Genomic DNA, 21,223 nt, shown 5'->3' with positions numbered 1-21,223 from the left:
TGACAATTAAGCTTGCGCGGCGAGCTGCTGAGTGTAAGCGGCTAAGGAATTAAGCTTAGTTAAAGCACTGCCGTTTTGGATCACCTTCTGCGCGCGGCTGACGCCATTTGGATAGTTGCTCGCGAGCCCTGCGGTATAGATAGCGGCGCCGGCATTGAGGGCGATCATATCACGCGCTTTTATAACAGAGCGGTCATGAGTTTCTTCACCAGATAAAGCCGCTTTGATAAGCTCAAGACTTTGCTCAGGAGAGTCGACATCGAGGCCGATAAGCGTTTGTGATTCCACTCCAGCATCTTCTGGCATCATCTCATAGACCGTGATCTCGCCATCTTTGAGCTCAGCGACGGTAGTGGAGGTGGCAAGACTAATTTCATCTAAACCGTCTTTGGCACCGACGACCATCACGTGCTCGGCGCCTAAGTTTTTCATAACCTTAGCCAGCGGCTCACACAGCTGAGCGGTAAAAACACCAATAACCAGATTAGGCACGCCAGCAGGGTTAGTTAAAGGCCCCAAAATATTAAAGATAGTCCGTGCTTTTAAGGCGCGGCGCACCGGATTGGCGTAACGCATGGCGCTATGATGATTGGGAGCGAATAAAAAGCCAATCCCTTCATCTTCGATACACTTAAGCGCTTGGGCAGGGTCTAGCGCTAAGCTGATACCGGCTTGCTCTAATAAGTCTGAGCTGCCAGATTTGGTTGAAACTCCGCGGTTGCCGTGTTTGGCAACTTGTGCGCCTGCAGCAGCGGCGACTAAGGCAGAGGCGGTGGAGACGTTAAATAAATTTGCACCATCACCGCCAGTACCAACGATGTCGACTAAATAATCGCAACCTTTAGGCTCGATGTTCGCCGCTAAATTACGCATGGCGCTCGCAGCAGCGGTAATCTCGTCGATAGATTCGCCTTTCATTCGTAGACCAGTCAAGATAGCACCCATCAAAGCATCGCTACATCTGCCTTGCATGATGATAAGCATCACCTCGCGCATCTCATCAAAGGTCAGATCAATCCGCTGTAATATCCGATCTAAAGCCGAGGTCAGCAACTTGTGCACTTGCTCTTCTGAGAGTTCGGTAATCTGCTCTGGCGTGCTTTGGGTTAGGGAGTCAGTCGTATTTTCGGCGCTCATGATACCTCACTTATTATTATGTGTTTTGTTTATTATCATTGGATGTAATAGCAAGCTATCCGTATTGACAGCTATTAACCCACTTGCGGTAACTCATCTGCGTCTAAAACTGCTAGATTATGAGTTTGCAAAAAGTTATTTAGCAGCTGGTAGCCTGCTGTACTTAAGATTGATTCTGGGTGAAACTGCACTCCTTCAATGGCGAATTGTTTATGACGCACGCCCATAATCTCCTCAATGCTACCATCAGTGTTTTGGGTCCAAGCGGTGACCTCTAGGCAATCGGGCAGGTTCGCTTTGTCTACAACTAATGAGTGATAACGAGTAAAATCAGTCGGGTTTGCTAAATCCTTAAACACGCCTTGGTGGTTATGATAAACCGAGGACACGCGGCCATGCATGACTGCGCCGGCTTTGACGACTTGACCGCCAAAAGCTTGGCCGATAGCTTGATGACCCAAGCAGATACCTAATATCGGAATCACACCTTTAAAGGTATCAATCAGCTCCAATGAGATACCAGCACGATCGGGATCGCAAGGGCCAGGACCGATGACAATAAGCTTAGGGGCCAGCATTTTGACCTGCTCGATTGTGGCTTGATCGTTACGCCAGACGGTGATGTCCTGCTGTAGTTCACCGAAGTACTGTACAATGTTGTACGTAAAGCTGTCGTAATTGTCGATCATTAGAATCATTAGCGTTTACTCATATTAAATGGACGGTTTGCGGCTGGTGTTTCGCTTTGCTATCTTACCACTATTTTTTGCGCGAGCAAATTTCTAGGGTATTAACTCGTAAGCGCATCGGCTAGTAATGGTGCCAATGCGCTTTGTCTATTTAAAAATAGCTATCGTGGAGAGATAGTATAGATTGAAGATAGTCAGCTGCACTATTAATTAGTTGTATCACTAATTAGTTGCACTGTTTTGGCATCTAAATTCAAGAAAGCACTTTTATAGTGCGTTTTTGCGTTGTAAAGAGGCTTTTTTAAACAAGGTGAACAATGATAAAAGCGAAAGCTGTCCTCTTAATATGATAAATTAGCTTGTTTTAGGGCGTATCCACTGGCAAAATGCCTGTTTATTATGATTTAACGTATATATTGGCACAGCAGTTGCACAATTATTGTCATAGTCAGCTGTTTGCATTATCTTATAACAGTTGAGCAGCATCGATTAGGGCGTGTTGAACATTCGACCATGGCACTGACAGAGACTATTTTTTAGGCGATTTGCAGATAAAAATGGTAAGTTTAGTCGTTCTAAGCGTCTATTTTTATCAATAAAGCGGCAAAAAATAGTCCTGTCCCTATTGTTGTAGTTAGGGCTGATGCTAAAATCGCCCTAGTCGTTGTGAAAATCTAACCAATGCAATAAGCATTACCTGCAATTTTCACTTAGACTAGAACTATTTTAGCTATCAGCAGTGCGCATTTGTGAATGTTCAACACGCCCTAGATATTGTTAAAATAGTGCCTTAGTATATTTATACATAAAGCAGTTTAGGATATAGCAAAGTTTGTTATAGTAGCTTGTCAAATAAGTATCGCGGTATAGGTAACGACTTTTTAGAAACAAATTTGAATGCTAAAAACGATAGTAGATGGTAATCACCAAATCCTGACAACCCCAACGGAGACTATTCATGTCGAATAAATTATTAGATCTTATCGAATCCTCAAATGCGAAATGGGTGGATTTTCGCTTTACCGATACTCGCGGTAAAGAGCAGCACATCAGCTTTCCAGCGCATAGCGTTGACGAAGAGGTGATGGAAGATGGCAAAATGTTCGACGGCTCATCCATCGCAGGCTGGAAAGGTATCGAAGCGTCAGATATGATCTTGCGCCCTGATCCAGAGACCGCTTTTGTTGATCCGTTTTTTGATGCCGTTACAGTCGTCGTGACCTGCGATATCATCGAGCCATCAACACTACAAGGCTATGATCGCGATCCACGCTCTATCGCACGCCGCGCTGAAGAGTACTTAAAGTCGACTGGTATTGGTGACACCGCTTACTTCGGTCCTGAGCCTGAGTTCTTTGTATTTGACGATGTAAAATGGTCAGTCGATATGTCTGGCGTGAGCCACAAGATCACTGCTGAAGAAGCGGCTTGGTCAACCAATGAGACGTACGAGTGGGGCAACATGGCGCATCGTCCACGCGTCAAAGGCGGCTATTTCCCAGTCCCACCAATCGATAGCTCGCATGATATGCGTTCTGTGATGTGTGAACGCATCGAAGAAATCGTTGGTGAAGGCCGCGTAGAAGTTCATCATCATGAAGTGGCTTCTTGCCAGTCTGAGATTGGTGTTGCATTCAACACCATGGTACGTAAAGCGGATGAAGTTCAGCAGTTGAAATATGTTGTCCATAACGTGGCGCACCAGTTTGGTAAAACAGCAACCTTTATGCCAAAACCAATCGTTGGTGACAATGGTTCAGGTATGCACGTTCATATGTCAATCTCAAAGGACGGCGTAAACACCTTCTCTGGTGATGAGTATGCTGGTCTGTCTGAGACAGCATTGTACTTTGTTGGTGGTATCATCAAGCACGCTCGTGCATTGAATGCAATTACCAACCCATCAACGAACAGCTATAAGCGCCTTGTGCCGCATTACGAAGCACCTATCAAGCTTGCTTATTCAGCGTCTAACCGCTCAGCGTCTATTCGTATTCCGCACGTGAGCAGTCCAAAAGCAGTACGCGTCGAAGCGCGTTTCCCAGATCCAACAGCTAACCCATACTTAGCATTTGCTGCGCTATTGATGGCAGGTCTTGATGGTATCCAGAACAAGATGCATCCAGGTGAAGCGGCTGACAAGAACTTGTATGACTTGCCACCAGAAGAAGAAGCACAAATTCCAACGGTTGCAGAGAGTCTAGATGTTGCACTACAGGCGCTAAAAGACGACCACGAGTTTTTGTTAAAAGGCGATGTGTTCACTAAAGACATGCTAGAAGCGTTTATTGCTTTGAAAGAAGAAGAAGTACAACGTCTGAACGTAACTGTGCATCCTGTTGAGTTTGACATGTACTACAGCTGCTAGTAGCTAGCTGATAAGCGCAACCAATTAAGATAAGCAAAACCAGCTAAGGTAATCTTGGCTGGTTTTTTTGTTCAGACATATTGGAGAGTCTTAAATTTATATCGTTTTTTCATCGTTTCAAAGCAATTACGGTAATGGCCTAAACAATAAAGCATAATAATAACCATCACTATTATCTAGGCTAACCGACTATGACGACCATACTGAAACAAAAATTTGTGATAAAACAATCAGCAATAAGTCTGCTGACGTTTTTTACTATAACAACGGTTGGGAGTTTTATGCTAGCGGCTCATGCGGCTCCTATTTATAAAGTCGTTGATGAGCGTACCGGGCAAGTAACCTTTACCGATAGTCCGCAGTCGTATGAGCAGCAAGCGGACAAGCAGATCAGCCAAACGGGTATCAGTACTGGCAGCACTACTAGCAATAGCAGTAGCGTTAATGCTGCTAGCGGCAACCGTGCAGATACTAGCGTAAATAATAAGCAGACCAGTCAACCGGCAGCAGTACCAAAACCGACCCTGCAAACCGCCGTCAATTACCAGTTGACTATGATTGAGCCAAAGGCTGAGCGCGCTTATCAGCGTCCAGGACAAATTATCACCGTGAATTTACAACTGAGCCCAGCGCTGCAAGCCGGTGATAGCATCAGTATCTATCTAGATGATACTTTGATCTCGCAAGGCATAACCGCATCTATCGCTACAATCGACCTCAACCCAGGAGAGCATACGATTCAGGCGATAATAAAAAACAGCGCAGGACAGGTTGTCAATCGAATTAGCCGCAGCGTTTATGTCATTCAAAACACGGCAATATTAAGACAAAAAAAGCAACTTGCGCAGCAGCTGCAAGCCTATCAGCAACTGCCTTGGCAACAAAAACTGTTACTAAAACTTCGTCAAAAAGACAGTATCAATAACGATAGCCAATAAGTTACTGGGCTGAAGTGTGCTGAACTGAAGTGAACTGGGTTTTATTTTCTTATTCAATTTAATTGTCAGCGCGGCTATCATTGAACTACTCATTAATGGTGTGCTATTATTCTTAATAAATCTATCGTGGGTTTAATTGATTGGTCATGTTATTTTTATAATGAATATTGTGACCAATCTTGCAACTTCCAGCACGATATAAAATAATACTGGTAAAGCGCATGAGCTGGTACTCCGACACTCTCATCTGTGCCTAATTTGTTTGTCAAAACATATAATGACAATCCTTATTATTTATTGTCGGAGTTGCAGGAGTACACCATGCCCACCAGCTCTCACTTGGCAGCTACCCAGTATAGCTGCTCTTCTGTATATACTCGCGACTACCAGCCGCGTCATCTGCTAGCTTTGCAAATCATTCAGCAAATACATCAGCTTAAGCTGCGTCCACAACACATCACCCGCATGCTCGGTTATCCGTCCAAGCATACTCTACCTGCCTGCGAGCGCTTGCGGCACGTATTGTCGAACCCCTATTTAGGGCTGGATGGCAGTTATATTGATGGGCGTTTTACAGCGCAGGAGTTTTTAGCCAAGCTGTTCTTTGCGGTACAGATCGACTATGAGACAGTCGAAGATGACCTAGCTCACATTCAGTATCAACTAAGTATTGAGGCTGATAAGAGAGCGAATACTGACAGTGAAACGGATACTGTTAGTTCGCAGCAGAAGTGCTCAAGGGTAGAGCTAAAGACTGACTATAGTTAAGCCCACTGAAAGCAAGTTAAGTGGGCTTGAAGTATAGAGTAAGAAGGGATGCACTTGACTGCGAACTAAACAATTAGCTGACTAATCAGTCACTTAGTAGCTGACCATAGGTTCGGTACTAGGGATGGTACTTGCTATGTTAATTCGATCGGCGGTAGCGGCATCAGTTATGGAGAGCGAGATAGGGGCGGGCATAGCTGGAGTCAGCACTTGTCCGCGGCAAACATCATCGCTTGGATCTAAGGATTTGTACTGCTCATAATAGCTGACTGCCAGCTCTTGCATCGCTAGACTAGCGGCTGAGTCATTGGCGTTGACAAAGGCTTCGCGCGCTTGCTCAAGCCAGCGATCCGCCATACGAAAGTGAGAGCCTGAGCTACGAAACCCATGCTCGCAGTGGTCTGCGGCAGCCCACACTAAACTGACCTCACTAAAAGCAAGCTCGCGCGGCGCACTAGCGATACCGCCGCTATCTTTGAGGGCGCTAATATTGGCCCAAAGATCAGGGCGCATCAGTGCTGAGGTCTCAGGAATATCAGTCATCAAATCTAGCTTATATTCTTGGCCCTCTTGTAAAGCCTGTAAAATCATTTGTGCATCATTAAAAGCGTAGTCACCAGCGGCAGTCGTACTATTAACACTGTCTTCGTGATTGGCATAATTGAGCCAAGCCTGCGCCTTATAAGCAAAGTACTGCTGCTCGGCGTTCATGCTAGCGAGCTGATACTCTTTTAGCTGTAACTGCATACAAGCGATTGCGCGCTGGCGAGGACTTTGGAAGGTGGTATAGCGAGACGCTGGCTCATTATTATCAGCGTTATCGTTGCAGTAGTTAGCAGTTGTTACTGGACTGATCTTCGCGTTTTCATTGAGCGAGATAGCCGCTTGTGCGGAGGTAAGGGTAGTCAGTCCTAGTGCTAGTAGTAGTGAGGATGACAAACTTATTGAGAGCATCGCTGCTCTCAAAGGTGGGCGTTTATTTACTATAGTAGTCATAGAGCAGACCTTAAATTAAGGTAAAAGTAATGTTAGATGGCTTATAAGGTAGAGTTAGGATCTAAGCGTGGGTTAGTGCTCGTATCATTACCTTTAAATAAGTCTTCGTCAAACTTAAATCGTAATCTAAAGTAAGCGCCCTGCTGAGTCGTGTCGTCATAAGCGATGTCGTCATCTTCAAAGCCCATAAAGTTATAGCCAAGTGATAACCAGAGGTTAGTCATCGGGCTGTAGCCGACTTCAGCGCCAAGCATGTAGGACATGTCATCGGCTTGCTCATTCCAGTAAGTACCGGCCTGTAGGCCAATATCCCAGCGCTCAGTTAAGTCGTATAGGCCTCGACCATATAGAGCATGGGCAGTGTTATCGCTACTGATGCCATCAGCACTAAATTTAGTATATTTACCGGCATAACGACCAGACAAGGTAAGCGGGCGAGTTGGGTGATAGTTACCATTCCATGACCAGATAATCGCATCTTTTTGATACGTATCGTTGCTAATATTATTATCGTCTAAACGATATTCAAGTTTGGCGAGCATATCGAGCTGATTACTATCATAGTCACGATAAGCGGCACCAAGTTGGAAACGATTGATAGTACGATCACCATCATCATAATCTACTTGTGAGTAGATGTCTTTAGCAAGCAAAGTTATCTCATCAGTGTAGCGGTAAGCAATACCAGCGCTACCGAGTAGCGTATCGCTAGTCTCGCCCCAACGTTTCTCTAAGCGTCCTGAGGCCTTGTAGTTCTCTTGTGCTAAATATTCAACTCCAACACCAGCTGCAGTCGCTGTATTGTTCTCTTCGCCTTCTAAAGACTCAACACGCTCAAACAGTGTATTAAGGGTCAAGCCTTCTTGCACGTACCATTTGTTTTTGAGGCCAATAGCCGCTTCAGCTTCACGAGCACTGATCGCATCGCGCATACGGTATTCGCTATAGACCTTACCATCTTTCATGTAGTTGGCGTCAAAACCAAATACCGTGCGTTGACGCTCTTCGGTATCGTCAAGGCCGTAGCTGCCAGATAGGCTATTGATTAGATCATGACGAGCATATAAACGGCCCAAATTACCAAGCGGCGTCTCACCACCGATAGAAGTAGCATTGCGCTCGCTGTTATCGATATCTTGCTCATATTCTGCAAATACTAGCGAGTTATTGAGCTTCGGTAGACGCGCGGTAATACGGGCGCGCGCTGTCGTACCTTCAATATCTTTATCAGCGTCACTAACACCGCTAAGTGCCGATTGGTTAATGATATCATCATCGAACAGAGTATCGTCAGACGGGTCAATGGTATCGGTCGCGTCTTGAATATTGCGCGAGGCGGCTGTCGCGTCTTGCTTATAGTAACGGACACCAATCTCGCCGACGACATTAGTGCTTAAGCGCTGCTCGATACTCGCGAGCACCCCTTGACGGCTCGCTTCGGTAGTATGGTCTTTGGTGCGTACGCCTTCTAACTTAAGCGCGGTCTTTTTGTCATTGATGAGATGCGCAACCTCAAAGCCTGACTCTTGACGACCAGCAGTCTGCGGAGAAGCACCAGTGACAAAGCCTTCATCCGTGTCATTATAATACGCTTTGGCGCGAGTGTTTTTCTTGTCATCATAATCCAGCTCTACGCGTAGCGCATCGCCGTCAGCGTCTTGAATATCTAGTTCTTCAGCATTGATCTGATTGCTAGGCTGGAAGTTTGGATTATCAGCCTTATTCATTGCATATTCAGCGACCAGCTTTAGCTTGTCATTCATCTTGATAACGGTATTAACACTAGCAAGCTGTTCTTTATTTAGCGGATCATCACTGTTGACATAGCTGCCGCCGATAGCGACTTTATCCGTAAGCTGATGCTTAACGGCTACGCCGCCAACCAAATAATCGTCACCACCTTCGTCGACTTCTACCGTGACGCGTAAATAGATAGGATTACCCGCTAAGTCTTGGCTAGCGATAGGCGATTTCAAAAATAAGCTGCGGCTGATTGGGTCAATCTCATAATCCGCAAAACGCGTGAGGGTCTCACGGCGCACGATAAGTCCAGGATTGTTGGCATCGCGAGTGATGACTTCGATGGTCTCAGAGTTTTCAAGTACCGCGTCAAAGTTTTCTGCGAGCGGATAAGGGCCTGAAATACCAAGGCCACGAGTTTCGTTGACACGCTGTGATGAGCTGGTCTCTGCAGCGAAGGCTGTAATACGAGTGTTGTCGTCTTCGTACTGTGCTTTGACACCGGTCAAAGTGCGGTTGTACTGACCAAGCTTAATGCCTTCGTCGTCTGTCACGTCAGTCTTCAAGTCACCATACATGGCAAACGAGCGGCCTTTATCCAAGCGTACATAGAGCTTGCTGGTCGACTGCGCATCGAAGCCTTTGGCCGATGAGTCACCATAGACAGGATAGTATTCACCTGGCTCGATATCACGGAACAGGCGTTCGCCTTTTTTGTCGCTATCGTAGGCCAGGGTTAATAGATAATCACCACGCACCTTGCCTTTGAGAAACATAGCGGCACGGCCCGTCGCTGAGTAATCATCATTACCCGAAAACTCGTGTAGCTCCTTTTCAAAGGCGCCTTGAGCATCTGTGATGCTGCCGCCATCAAAGTCTTTAAGCGAGATCGCACCTTCGACGATACCGACCGCGATCAGCGGACGTAGCTGCGCGGTAAACTGTAGCGGAATAATTTGCTTGGTACTACCCGTGTCGATGACCAGCTCACCTTTACCTGGTGCACTTGGTGCAATCACTGGAATCAGTAGTTCGCCACCGCTGACGGTGACCTGAGTGCCCGCTTGGTCTTTGTTGCTGTCTTTTAGGTTGATACGGCCGATATTGGTATCGATGGTGATCGGGGTAGAAGCAATATAAGGACGGTTGTCACGGTCTTTTAGACTGATGACGACTTGATATTCGCTGACACCATCGGCTTGTATCAGTTGTGTTTGCGTACGATAATCGATGGCTTGCAGGCTATCAGGGGTGACTACTTCTATGCTCTGCTCGGAGATGACTTGGCCAGTGATATCAGTGGCTACACCGCGCAAGGTATTACGGCCACGCTTGAGATCTACCGCATAGTAGTCAAAGGCGGTGACGTTTTGTTTTTTCTGCTCGGCGGTCTTACCGATTTGCTGCTCAGATACTGCTTTGCCATTGGCATATAAAGTAAACTGAGAGCCGAGTGGCGCTTGTACTTGTACCATTTGCTTATAGCTGCTGAGCTGCTGGCCTTCGCTTAGATTAATAAAGGCAACATCGTTATTAGCAACCTCTTTTAGAAACTCTTCGAGTACTTTTTCTTTCGGTTGAGTGATAGTATTGACTTTTAGGTCGATACGTTCGTTAGCTGGACTGACCATCTCATTGACGATAGCTGAATCACATTGGATACCTTGATCTAGCGCGTCGTTAGACTTACAGCCGCTGGCATCGACGTTGTCATCGTAATCGCGATCGTAGATAGGCTCTAGATCTAGCTTGCTCTTAATCGCTTGCTCAAGCGCGTTATTTTTTGCGCTGATAGACTTACTACGAGCGATGAGCTCTTCGTTTAGACGCTCAGTGCTATCACCCATACCGCCGACGATACCGAAATCGGCACGGTGCAGCTCGCCATATTTCAAATCGACGAAACGGCTACCAGCATCGCCAGTATTACGGTTGCTTTGAAGCACTAGTTCTGTAGCGTTTGGAATAGTGGTGCGATCGACTTTTAACACGTGCGTCTTGGCACTGACGCCATAGAAGTTATATTTACCTTCAGGGTCGGTAACGATGAAGTTGCCGTTTTCCATATAGATACGCACGCCTGCCACGCCAAGCTCGCCATTTTCTTTTTGCTGGATGCCGTCGCGGTTGATATCGTGATAGACCTTACCGATGATAATACCGTCAGTATTCATCACGCCGCGCTCAACTTCGATCTGCCACTGTGCTTCTCTTGAAACAATACTTTGGCCTTGCTCGTTATTGGCTACAGCGATAGCGCGGTTGATACCGTCGCCGCCTAGTGCAGAAGCACCGACCAATACGCGATAAGTGATCTCTTTAGTCTCATTAGCATCCAAGTTCCCTAAATTAAGGACTTGATATTTTCCTTCAGCGCTAAATTCAGTGCTCTGAGGCTGGTTGATATCGACACCGTTGTCGGTATTGTTTTTGTCGATACGAACGCTGTTCGATACCATGTCAAAACCGCGCGGTAGGGCGTCTTTTAGCTCGACATCATAAGCAGTAGTACTACCATTGTTCGTTACATTGATTGTGTAGCTGACATAATCGCCAAGCTCAGCACTTTTGACTTCACTTTCTTTGGTGACGACTAAGGTAGGATTATCGTCAACGATATCAAGGTTGCTACTGAGGTTATTAGTAATTTCTTCTTTTGTACCGTCTGCTTTAATACAAGCATCTAAAGCCGCTGTCAATGTATCGCCCTGTAGGGTCTGGATGATGTCGTCATCGATAGCATTAGCGTTATTCTGGGTAGGCGCTGATAGCTGATATTTACCGGTACTGTTACCAGTCTCGATAGCTTTTAAGGAGTACTTATCGCCTGTTAGTGAAGAGGTGATAGTGACCCAAACTTGATCGGGTTTATCTAGCTGCACATTACATTGAGCGTAACTGGCTTCGATATAGACGTTACTACCAAGCTGTGAGGTGGACTTGTCGCCATCGAAATTGGGGGTCGTAAAGTTAATCTCAGGCTCAACGATAACTAAGCTGTCGACAGCCGAAGCGGTTATCGACTCGTCTTCCAATACCACAGCGCCGATTTTGATATCAGCGGTGTCGCCACTGTCGCCATTCGCATCTGATAGAGCTTGAACGATAAGCTCAATATTCTCGCTTTGACCCAGCTTGATCTGCGCGGTTAAGTTATCGAAGATAATCTCGCTATCTTCACCATCGATGATGCCGTTGTTATTTAGGTCTTGATAGACTTTGACATTTGAAAGCGATGGAGCAACGTCAAGGCTCAGCTCGACAGTCTGATTACTATAGCTGGTGTTTTTTAGGACGTTTATCCAGTTGACAGTAGTACCAGGCTCAACAGTTTGTATTAGAGGTTGGGTCAGCTCAATACCATACTCAGGCAGAGCAGAAGACTTGACTTGCACTTGGTTAGAGGTGCTAGATAGGCTGACGTCAGTTTTATTATTGACGTTATAGCTTGCGTTAGCAATATTATTGATAATCTGTAGATTTGGGTTTATATCATCGGCTGCGATGGCGATATTTGATTGCATAAGCAACATAGCAAACGACAGCGCAGATATCTTCGCTGTACGTAAGGCAATACGATTAGACGGTGTCATAATAGATAGAGCCATGTGTCGCTTATCCAATAAAACAAAATGGGGGTGAAACTCTCCTAGCTTAATTAAATCAGAAGCCAGAGAAGGTCTCTATAAGTACCCGCAGATACTTATAGAGTGAAAATTCAGTTTAAGGTAATAGTTTTAATCTAAAATAAAATTATGGTGTAGGTGTAACCAACCTAGGGAGTAACCACCCTAGCAGTTTTGATTTTGACTTTAAATTGCATGGTTTCAGTTGCTTGAGGTGCTAACGTATCAATAGTATTCGTAAGCGCAGCTCCAGTATCACTCTTTGTACCACTAGTAACCGTTATAGAATCTTCTACATAATCAGCCTCATTCGAGAATTTAGAGAATTCATCTGAGATAATTACACCTGTAATATTAAAACCTGCGCCTGTAGGAGAAGTCGCGTCAGCAGAAGATGTGTTTTTCGCTTGGATCTTATAAACAATACACTGACCAGGCGAAACGTTTTTAATTTCTGTACGGACGAAGTCTGCATCAGCGGGTGTACCCACACAATCGGCGTTTATCGCTTGTGTTTTCAGCAATGTTAGGCCGCGAACAGTGGTTTTATCAGTGACTGAAACCGATTGAGGCGCGCCTTCGTTACCTGGAATCAAGGTAACAATAGTGTTTTCGAATGTAGGTGTAGTAGAGTCTACTGGTGTAAATATTTTTGCATCGGCTGATGACACGTTATATTTAATAGTAACGGTACCATTAGGGGCTATGCCTCCAGGTAAAGCAGTAGAGAGGTCATAAACACCATCAACAGCGGTAATAGTTTGATCTATTACTGTTGGTGTTGTGGTGTCGTTACCATCTGGATAATAAGTGACAGTGACGCTAGTAGGAACTATATTAATTTGATCTGGCGGAGTACCATCGTCGTCAGTGATAGTAAAAGTTAATTCCCCAGCTTTACTGCCCTCGATGTCTTTACCGGTATTGGTAATGACTGTTGCATGAGTCACTTGACCGAGAGTACCTGAAGTCGGTGCAATCTCTCTGAACGTTGGGCCAGTTAGCGTTAGAGCTCGCTGAATAGTCGCTAAGGATAAAGGCAGTGTTGAGTCATCACCTGGGCTGGCTGGTGTCTGACCATTGAGATTATTAATCTCGGTAGTAGGATAGAACGCACTAATCTTTTCTTCTCTACTAGTCTCTGTACTATCGATAAGCGTGTTGTCAGTAGCAGCGTTGTTGTCTAGGTCATCAGTCACGGTCACGTGATTGATAGCGGTTGCAGGATCGAGTGCACCTGGTCCTTTTTTGACTTTAAATTCAATAGTTATTTTTTGGCCTACAGGGATATTAACACCAGTAATATTAAAGCCTTCGCTGTCTACAGCACCCGCATTACTGGAATCGATAGTGCCTGTAGTCGCAGTAGAGCTGGGTTTGATATTGGCTAGTGTTAGTGCCTCTGCCATTACTAGACCATCGGGTAGAATATCTGCAATAGCAATATCAGTCGCATCAGTCGTAAATGCAGTGTTGCCATCGTTGGTGACGACAACTCTATAAGTAGCTGTATCATTAGCAAGATCATTGAGGTCTAAACCATTAATAAGCGTTTTGACGATATTAAAGGTAGGAAGCCTTGTAAAAGAGGTATCAGTATTAACGAGTGTTTCACCTTCACCTAACAACGAACTAACCGCAGAGATTTCTAATGGTTTGGTTTCGCCACCTTTATTACCAGTGGTTTTGGCATTGATAACAAATATAATGTAATGCCCTTTTTCTAAAGGAAATACTCTGCCACTAGAGGCACCATAGGGCGCATTATTTACAGTACGAGCTGTATCTTCAACTCCATTCTCGTTATATATTTTATAGGAGACAGTAGAATTCGCTGTGTCATAACCGTCTGGAGCTGCTGGCGTCGTGATAGCATAGTTATCAGTGCGGTTACCCGTGTTGGTCAAAGTATGCGTAAACTGAACAAACCCATTAGGCGCTACTTCTTTTTCAGTGTTAGTGGCAGCAGGAACCAATGAGAAGGATGTTTGCTCTGTTACCGTTATCTTAACTTCATTGGATTCAACCACAGGCTGCGACTGACCACTAACGTTATAGCTTGCGCTAGCTTTGTTAGTAATCTCTACACTCGTTGATGTCTTATCGGTCTCTACTGCATTAGCAGTCGTGCTCATACCGAGCACAGCTGCGACGCCAACAGCAAGCAAGCTATAATTAAAAGTGTTTGATTTCATGTATTACTCCAAAGGTATTAAAAAGCTAAGGTGAAGGTTAAAAGAAACGCACGGTTAGAAATGGCTTAATTAACGACAGTATTGAGCGCAACGTTTGCTGACTTTTGCGCAGGTAATAACTTGATATTCCAGCGCAGTGATTTGTATTCAGAATAAGGGACTTTGACCATCTTGCCGTTTACCTTGCGCATCAGTGGCATATCGGCGTAGTTCTTATTATCGATGCTGGCTTGAGCGCTAGCGGGAACTGCTTCACCGGTGAACGTCATGTTGGCAGGAATAGGCAACACCACTTCTAAGTCTTGGATATCTTGATTAATGGTATTAGAGTAAGTCGCTTTGTACTGTACAACCGTACCAGCAGGTGCCGTATTAACTGGCACGTAAGAAACCTTACCTTCACTATTGGTCACAACCTTATTAGCAGATAGCTGCATCTTGAGCGCATCTTCAGCATGAGCCAAGCCCATCAAGCTGACTGAGGCTAGCGTAGCGAGTAGTGCATTACGTAGAGTAGTGGCGTATTTCATAAATATATCCTTGCTTATGTCGCGATTATTCGTAAAAGTCATAGTGTTGATTTGGCTTATTTGCGATCTTTAATAATAACTTTAGATAGCTGTTTGAAGTTACATAAGCAATATCTATGCCAACACTATATCTGCGTTCCTTAATATAGACAAATATGGGGCATTTGATTACAGGCTGTATTTTTACAGAGAAGGGCGCAATAATCATCTAAAAACCGATAGATGGTATTGGAAATCTGATAGATGGCAAGGTATTCGTAGGTAGAAAAGTAATTCTTGAATCAGTGCTTTAGATAAGGTACTCAAGCCACAATAGCTGTGACTTGAGTATAGGTAGTGGGATGAGCGATAGGATTGAAGTTAAGGATTGCTACCGTTAGTGGTGCCGTACTGGGTATTGAAATAGAAGGAACGTGGAGCTTCTTTATTTAAACTAAAGGGTTGAGTGGTTATCGTGCCGTTATAACCTATCGCTCGATCAGTAGCGAAGCCATCAGCAGTGCTAATCGCATCAGCTAGCGTTGATGTCACTGTAGCACCGTCAACACCTTCTTTTTGCAAGGTGTCGCTGATAACGATGTTATTAAGCACGATATTGCCGCGATTGGTCGCGGTGATTTTATAGGCGATACACTGACCGGGATCGACTTTAGCCGTCACCTCACTAAAACCCAGACTGGGATCAGTCTCGTTATCAAGAATACTAGAGTAGTTAAGAGTGGCACTACAATCATGGACGTACTGCTGTTTTTCAAGTACCAATGCAGTATTATTAATTTGTACCTCACCGAAATTTAGATTATCGTAGGTATAGTTACCTTCAGTAATCGTGATAGGTATCTCGTTAGCAGTGGTATCGACACTATAAGTCCATTCATTCGGCTCGTCTTGAACTACGCAGCCTGATTGTCCTACACTTATAAAGTTGCTAGGGAAACTAAAGCTGTATTTTCCTTCTTCATTAATTGAAGTTGTAGCGTAGGTTGTATCACTACAATTGGTAAGACGTATTTGAACATTAATGTCGTTTATTCCTGATTCAACTGAGCGATCATAAATGCCGTTAAAGTAAGCTGAGTTACCTGTAAAGGTGCTCGATGTATCAAATTTATCTTCGCTAGAAATACCACCATTATCGTTAAAGACATATCCAGTGAATGTGTAAGACTTTAGACCATTTGTGACTGTACAAGTCCAATCATCACCATAAGTAAGCTGTAAACTATTAGGGTTCAACGTAGTAATTGTCGCCCCATTTGGTCCTGATTTTCTACAAGCATATAAGGCATTATAATCTGCTAAATTTGTCGATCCTGAGCCTGACTCTGTCAATGTATAGGTTTTGGTAGGGTTAACTTTGAAAGTTCCTGTAGTACCTGTACCAGTCGTGACAGTGTTATTCGATCCCGTTGTAGTAACAGAAGTAATGCCACTCGTAACTACCGAATTATCTGCATTGTCTTTAATTTGAACAGTGAATTGATCCGTATTTTTTTTACGAGAAGTTGAAAGCGCTTTTGTATATGTTAGACGCGGCTGCGGTTGATAGCAGTAGCCATCAAACACAATATTAATTAGTTGGTCACCTGGGTTGCCGATACTATTAAAGTCATAATATTCTAAATTAGGATTATTGCCGTAAGTTACATCTACTCTGACTATAGGTTGATCAAAAGCTACCGACACTTTGCATTTCTCGTCTATTGAGTCTGTGCTACATAGAACGTCAGAAGTTGTGGTCGTTTGGCGATAAGGTGCAGTAGTTGTCATTCCAGCACCACTATACTTTCGAATTGGAATTACACTTGTGCCTGAACTAGTAATACCTGTTATCGTAACTTGGTCAGAAAACTCAAAGTATCTGGTACCTGTAAAAATACCAGTTCGAGCGTAATTTGCATCTATATCATAAATACTTAGACTTACATTTTTAAGCGCTTGCGGTTTCTCAGTAAACTTATTATTAAAAGTATATGAAACAGTACGAGTACCTGCTTTATCAGTAAAGTCTTGGAAAAGCTCGAACGACTCGACGCCGCCAGTCAACGTTTTAGGTCTATAAAAATTTGAGCCTCTTGTCTCTAAAGTTCCAGTAGCGACCGTATTTAAACTGTTAGAAGCAATAATATAGCTTTCATTTTTAATACCATTTAAAAGCTGATTAATACCAAGCACAGGTGGAGAGGCATTAGATCCCAAATTTCCATAATCAGCTGGCGCAAACTCATCAGAGACAAAACCAGCATCACAAGTTACTGCTGCTATAGTATAGCTACTAAATACTAATGTAGTAAATATAACCAACAGCTGTTGTAAGTACCTACGATATAAAGACATATCGATAGCTTCTAAAAATTTATGAGACTGACGCATTTTGTCACCTTTAATATAATTATTTATTCGATATCTTTGGCGTAGGCAATACATTTCTTGCTAATGAATGCCATAATTTTAGCTATATTTATGCAGCTTGTTAAACTTTTCGATGAACGGTAGGTATCATAGGATAGAAGGTTATTTAAGTAAACTTATGTTTGTTTTATAGTTCATTGCATCTATTTAATGAAAGGAGTGTTTTTTATACCTCTTTGATAAACGGTTAAATAAAACGATATACCGCTCATACAACTATTACTGACTATAAACACGGCAATAAGTATGCCAAAGCAATCTCTAACTCTTAATATAATTATAGGGAAATACGCTACAGGCCTTTTTGTATAAAGGATTAGCTGCATTTTATAGTGCAGCTTAAAATTTAAGACAGATAAGGTATGACGAGATGACCCAATAACTTTTAGTTATACAGGACAAGTTCTGCATTGACCAAAATTTGTCAAAAACTAGGATGTTAATGATAAATTTGGTCATATTCGTTATCCAGCATAATTATAAAATCAAAAAATTAGACGAGTAGTTTATTAGATTATTACGGATTCACGAACTTATGTTTTTTATATTGCGCTTAAATTGATAAATAGGAAGCAGGTAGATAGCAGGAATATTGTAAGAATAGGATCGCTTTTACAGCGCTATTTTTCTAAAAAATGCCTAACGTATCGGTATTTACTAATAGCCATAAACATTTAGCTCATAAGCGCCTATAATAGAGCTCAGTGATTATATGTAAACTGACTTTTAGATTGCGATTGTTCTCAACCCAATTGACAAAGTCCTCTCATGTCAGCCTCGCATTGAAACCCAAATCAGTAGACAGTACCCTTTGGCAATATAAGGAAGTTGCAAAATTGTCTGTTTCTTCATTATTTTAATGAATAACAGTTATACATAAAGTAATATAGAAGCCTTAATGACAGGCTTTCACCTTATTTTATAACCAATAAGTCTCACCTTAGTATTTAAGCGAAACCACCCATCCTGTAGCAAACAGGAATGACTCATAAAAAGGACAAGTAAAGATGAATTATTACAAGGATGCCGATAGCACCGAAACACAGGAATGGCTAGATGCTTTTGAATCAGTGATTAAGCATGCCGACAAGGATCGTGCCCAGTTTTTATTAAAAGCGCTCTATAACATGTCGGTACAAGAGGGCTTGCCATTTAACCGTTTGGACACCGCTTATATCAATAGTATCGCAGTCGAAGACGAGCCGATGTACCCCGGTGATTTGGGCATAGAGCGTAAGATTCGGGCGCTCATTCGCTACAACGCGCTGGCTATGGTGATGCGCGCGAATAAGAACGATGATGATTTGGGTGGGCATTTAGCGACATTCGCCTCTAGCGCTACGCTGTATGAGACGGGTTTTAATCACTTTTTCCGTGCCGCTAATGATCACTTCGGTGGTGATATGATCTATTATCAAGGTCACTCCGCGCCCGGTATCTACGCGCGCTCATATTTAGAAGGGCGTTTGAGTGAGGATCAACTAGAGAATTTTCGCCGCGAAGTTGGCGGTAAAGGCTTGTCGAGCTATCCGCATCCTTATTTGATGCCTGATTATTGGCAGTTCCCAACGGTGTCTATGGGTCTGGGCCCCATCATGTCGATTTATCATGCGCATGTGCACCGCTATATGGAAAACCGCGGCTTACTTGAGTTTGAAGGCCGCAAGATTTGGACATTCTTAGGGGATGGCGAGACTGATGAGCCAGAGAGCTTGGGAGCCATTTCTCTTGCTGGCCGCGAGAAGCTTGATAACCTCATTTGGGTCATCAACTGTAATCTGCAGCGTCTCGATGGCCCAGTACGTGGTAACGGCAAAATCATTCAAGAGCTAGAGTCGGTATTTCGCGGCGCCGGTTGGCACGTTATCAAGGTCATTTGGGGCGGCCAGTGGGATAATCTACTCGACAAAGATGACACTGGAGTACTCAAGCACCGTATGGAAGAAGCGGTCGATGGCGAATATCAGCTCTATGAGGCGCGTGATCCAAGCTTTGTGCGTAAAGAGTTCTTTGGGAAATATCCTGAGCTTGAAGAGATGGCCAATGAATTATCTGATAAGGATATCTCTCGCTTGAATCGCGGCGGCCACGATCCGGTGAAAGTCTACGCCGCCTTCAGTGAGGCGATGAAGACCAAAGGTCAGCCAACCGTTGTACTAGTAAAAACAGTCAAAGGATATGGTTTATCGACGCAAGCGCAAGCGGTCAATAAATCGCATCAGATCAAAAAGCTCGATCATGAGTCGTTGATGTATTTCCGTGATCGTTTTGATTTGCCGTTTACGGATGAGCAATTAGAGACGCTGCCTTTTTATCGCCCAGAAGAGGATTCTGCGGAGATGAAGTATCTAAAAGGTCGCCGTGAAGCGCTAGGCGGACATCTGCCTAACCGCCGTAGTGGTCATATCCCGCTTAATATTCCGGATTTGTCTATCTTTGATCGCGTGCTTAAGGGTAGTAAAGGTAAAGAGCAATCAACGACGATGGTGTTTGTGCGTCTGCTATCGGCGATGCTAAAGGACAAAGATATCCAAGACCGCGTCGTGCCTATCGTTCCTGATGAAGCGCGTACCTTTGGTTTAGAAGGCATGTTCCGTCAGTTAGGGATTTATTCTGCTTCTGGACAAAAATACACGCCAGAGGATAGCGAAGCGCTGATGGGTTATAAAGAAGCTATCGATGGTCATATGTTAGAGGAAGGCATCAACGAAGCAGGTGCGATGAGTACTTGGATTGCGCTGGCGACCAGCTATTCAGTCAATGCGCTGCCGATGATTCCGCTATATATTTACTACTCAATGTTTGGTTTCCAGCGTGTCGGCGATCTGGCTTGGGCAGCAGGCGACTGTCAAGCGCAAGGCTTCTTATTAGGCGCCACCGCAGGCCGTACCACCCTAAATGGTGAGGGCTTACAGCATCAAGATGGCCATTCGCAGATTTTATTTGGCGTTGTGCCCAACTGCGTGACCTACGACCCGTGCTTTGGTTATGAGCTAGCCGTCATTATGCATGATGGTCTGCGCCGGATGTATGGCGAGGGTGAGCGCGTCTATTATTACTTAACGCTGATGAACGAAAACTATGAGCAGCCAGCGATGCCAGAGGGCGTAGAGGAAGGCATCAAGCGCGGCATGTACTTGCTTGAAGATAATGGCTCAAGCCAAGTGCAGCTATTAGGCTCAGGGGTCATTTTGCGCGAAGTACAAAAAGCGGCGCAAATCCTTAACGATGAGTTCAATATCACCGCAAACGTCTGGAGCGTGACCAGCTTCAATGAGCTGACTCGTGATGGTATGGCTTGTGATGACTACAACCGCTTGCATCCGATGGAGGAAGAGGTCGTGCCTTGGGTCACAGAGCAATTAGCGCCACATAAAGGTATCGTCGTGGCTGCCACAGATTATATGCGGAATTACTCTGAGCAAATTCGAGCATGGCTACCAGATAACCGCCCATATATCACTTTAGGTACCGATGGCTATGGTCGCTCAGATACTCGTGAGCAGCTGCGTAGCTTCTTTAACGTTGATGCCGCTCATATCGTGGTGGCGACGCTCAAGCGCTTAGCAGACGAGGGCGAGGTTGAGATGCGCTTAGTCAAAGATGCGATCTCAAGCTTCGGCATAGAAGTCGATCAGCCGCCTGCTTGGCAGCAGCAGCCCCATTATGATCATTTCCCAGACGCTCCAGCACCAGATAACGTCAATCCAAATCCTGTTCCTGATTTTGTCGGTGAAGATGATGATGAAATCTCTAGCGAAGGCCGCGCCGAAGATCAAGCCGACGCCGAATTGCTAAATGATGATGACATCAAAGAATAGCCC

Annotated in this window: 11 protein-coding genes; 4 read left to right on the top strand and 7 right to left on the bottom strand. The window is 44.4% G+C overall.

The window, feature by feature from the left end:
- Nucleotides 1–6: 6 nt before the first annotated feature.
- Complete coding sequence (gene trpD / locus AAEY83_RS02570) at nt 7–1,137, bottom strand: anthranilate phosphoribosyltransferase (RefSeq protein WP_037059512.1); 1,131 nt, start codon at nt 1,135–1,137, stop codon at nt 7–9.
- Between the two features lie 74 nt (nt 1,138–1,211).
- Nucleotides 1,212–1,835: an anthranilate synthase component II gene (locus tag AAEY83_RS02565; protein WP_025646622.1), complete on the bottom strand. Its 624-nt coding sequence runs from the start codon at nt 1,833–1,835 to the stop codon at nt 1,212–1,214.
- 949 nt (nt 1,836–2,784) lie between these two features.
- On the opposite strand from AAEY83_RS02565, the gene glnA reads away from it, so the two are divergent.
- The 3 genes from glnA (at nt 2,785) to AAEY83_RS02550 (ending at nt 5,900) form a co-directional block, all read left to right on the top strand.
- Nucleotides 2,785–4,194, top strand: a complete 1,410-nt coding sequence (gene glnA, locus AAEY83_RS02560; RefSeq protein WP_025646623.1) for a type I glutamate--ammonia ligase — start codon at nt 2,785–2,787, stop codon at nt 4,192–4,194.
- A gap of 281 nt (nt 4,195–4,475) precedes the next feature.
- Nucleotides 4,476–5,132 (top strand): DUF4124 domain-containing protein, encoded by a 657-nt coding sequence (locus tag AAEY83_RS02555; RefSeq protein ID WP_198013351.1) that lies wholly within the window; start codon nt 4,476–4,478, stop codon nt 5,130–5,132.
- Nucleotides 5,133–5,453: 321 nt separating this feature from the next.
- Nucleotides 5,454–5,900 (top strand): hypothetical protein, encoded by a 447-nt coding sequence (locus tag AAEY83_RS02550; protein WP_025646625.1) that lies wholly within the window; start codon nt 5,454–5,456, stop codon nt 5,898–5,900.
- Between the two features lie 93 nt (nt 5,901–5,993).
- On the opposite strand, the gene AAEY83_RS02545 is transcribed toward AAEY83_RS02550, so the two are convergent.
- From AAEY83_RS02545 to AAEY83_RS02525, 5 genes are all read right to left on the bottom strand, one after another.
- Complete coding sequence (locus AAEY83_RS02545) at nt 5,994–6,896, bottom strand: hypothetical protein (RefSeq protein ID WP_025646626.1); 903 nt, start codon at nt 6,894–6,896, stop codon at nt 5,994–5,996.
- A 41-nt stretch (nt 6,897–6,937) separates the two neighbouring features.
- Nucleotides 6,938–12,244, bottom strand: coding sequence for a DUF11 domain-containing protein (locus AAEY83_RS02540; protein WP_025646627.1), 5,307 nt, complete (start codon nt 12,242–12,244; stop codon nt 6,938–6,940).
- A gap of 167 nt (nt 12,245–12,411) precedes the next feature.
- Complete coding sequence (locus tag AAEY83_RS02535; RefSeq protein WP_025646628.1) at nt 12,412–14,457, bottom strand: hypothetical protein; 2,046 nt, start codon at nt 14,455–14,457, stop codon at nt 12,412–12,414.
- A gap of 65 nt (nt 14,458–14,522) precedes the next feature.
- Entirely contained in the window at nt 14,523–14,987 is a 465-nt protein-coding gene (locus AAEY83_RS02530; RefSeq protein WP_025646629.1) for a hypothetical protein, read from the bottom strand.
- A 360-nt stretch (nt 14,988–15,347) separates the two neighbouring features.
- A complete protein-coding gene (locus AAEY83_RS02525) occupies nt 15,348–17,360 on the bottom strand; it encodes a hypothetical protein (protein ID WP_025646630.1) in 2,013 nt (670 codons plus the stop codon).
- A 1,046-nt stretch (nt 17,361–18,406) separates the two neighbouring features.
- Between AAEY83_RS02525 and aceE the strand changes: the two genes are divergently transcribed.
- Nucleotides 18,407–21,220 carry a pyruvate dehydrogenase (acetyl-transferring), homodimeric type gene (gene aceE / locus AAEY83_RS02520; RefSeq protein WP_025646631.1) on the top strand — a complete coding sequence of 938 codons (2,814 nt, stop codon included), beginning with the start codon at nt 18,407–18,409 and terminating at the stop codon, nt 21,218–21,220.
- Nucleotides 21,221–21,223: the final 3 nt, after the last annotated feature.

It is taken from the genome of Psychrobacter sp. TB20-MNA-CIBAN-0197, assembly GCF_040309765.1.
In the GTDB taxonomy this organism is placed as follows: domain Bacteria; phylum Pseudomonadota; class Gammaproteobacteria; order Pseudomonadales; family Moraxellaceae; genus Psychrobacter; species Psychrobacter submarinus.
This window is presented reverse-complemented; position numbering and strand designations above follow the sequence as displayed.

Bases quoted from the DNA above. Each gene is read 5' to 3' on its own strand.
- trpD (WP_037059512.1), bottom strand. From the start codon at position 1,137: ATGAGCGCCGAAAATACGACTGACTCCCTAACCCAAAGCACGCCAGAG.
- AAEY83_RS02565 (WP_025646622.1), bottom strand. From the start codon at position 1,835: ATGATTCTAATGATCGACAATTACGACAGCTTTACGTACAACATTGTA.
- glnA (WP_025646623.1), top strand. From the start codon at position 2,785: ATGTCGAATAAATTATTAGATCTTATCGAATCCTCAAATGCGAAATGG.
- AAEY83_RS02555 (WP_198013351.1), top strand. From the start codon at position 4,476: ATGCTAGCGGCTCATGCGGCTCCTATTTATAAAGTCGTTGATGAGCGT.
- AAEY83_RS02550 (WP_025646625.1), top strand. From the start codon at position 5,454: ATGCCCACCAGCTCTCACTTGGCAGCTACCCAGTATAGCTGCTCTTCT.
- AAEY83_RS02545 (WP_025646626.1), bottom strand. From the start codon at position 6,896: ATGACTACTATAGTAAATAAACGCCCACCTTTGAGAGCAGCGATGCTC.
- AAEY83_RS02540 (WP_025646627.1), bottom strand. From the start codon at position 12,244: ATGGCTCTATCTATTATGACACCGTCTAATCGTATTGCCTTACGTACA.
- AAEY83_RS02535 (WP_025646628.1), bottom strand. From the start codon at position 14,457: ATGAAATCAAACACTTTTAATTATAGCTTGCTTGCTGTTGGCGTCGCA.
- AAEY83_RS02530 (WP_025646629.1), bottom strand. From the start codon at position 14,987: ATGAAATACGCCACTACTCTACGTAATGCACTACTCGCTACGCTAGCC.
- AAEY83_RS02525 (WP_025646630.1), bottom strand. From the start codon at position 17,360: ATGCGTCAGTCTCATAAATTTTTAGAAGCTATCGATATGTCTTTATAT.
- aceE (WP_025646631.1), top strand. From the start codon at position 18,407: ATGAATTATTACAAGGATGCCGATAGCACCGAAACACAGGAATGGCTA.